We start from the raw sequence: 807 nt of genomic DNA, 5'->3' as shown, positions 1-807 counted from the left end.
GATGGAAGAATGGGTTAATATTCCCATACTGCCTCATGGAGTGACGTGGAGACGGAGAAGTGACAGTCCTGCCGGCTGACGGAATAGCCGGTTGAAGGGTGTAGGAGTCGATCATGGTAGGCAAATCCGCCGTGAGATCCGAACCTGACAGTATACCGAGTACTTGTACGAGGTAATATGGACGTAACCATGCTCCCGAGAAAATCCGCTAAACTTATCCATGCGGCACCCGTACCGTAAACGGACACACGTGGTCGGGTTGAGAATACTGAGGCGCTCGAGTGACTCACGGTTAAGGAACTAGGCAAATTGACCCTGTAACTTCGGGATAAAGGGTCCTCGTCGTAAGGCGAGGCGCAGAGAATAGGTCCAGGCAACTGTTTAACAAAAACACATGGCTGTGCGAAATGGAAACATGAGGTATACAGCCTGACACCTGCCCGGTGCTGGAAGGTTAAGAGGAGATGTCATCGCAAGAGAAGCGTTGAATTGAAGCCCCAGTAAACGGCGGCCGTAACTATAACGGTCCTAAGGTAGCGAAATTCCTTGTCGGGTAAGTTCCGACCTGCACGAATGGTGTAATGATCTGGACACTGTCTCAACCGTGAGCTCGGTGAAATTGTAGTATCGGTGAAGATGCCGATTACCCGCGATGGGACGAAAAGACCCCGTGAACCTTTACTATAGCTTTACATTGAATTTGGGCAGACGATGTGTAGGATAGGCCGGAGGCTTTGAAGCAGGTACGCCAGTATTTGTGGAGCCGCCGTTGAAATACGGCCCTTCGGTTGTTTGAGTTCTAACTCC

At 50.7% G+C, this 807-nt stretch carries 1 rRNA gene (only partly in view); it reads left to right on the top strand.

Annotated features, from left to right (window positions below):
- Window positions 1–807, top strand: a 23S ribosomal RNA gene (locus DW033_RS24655) (its annotated part extends past both window edges: 1407 nt to the left, 750 nt to the right); the annotation flags it as partial.

It is taken from the genome of Parabacteroides sp. AF39-10AC, from assembly GCF_003635405.1.
Classification (GTDB): Bacteria; Bacteroidota; Bacteroidia; order Bacteroidales; family Tannerellaceae; genus Parabacteroides; species Parabacteroides distasonis.
This window is presented reverse-complemented; position numbering and strand designations above follow the sequence as displayed.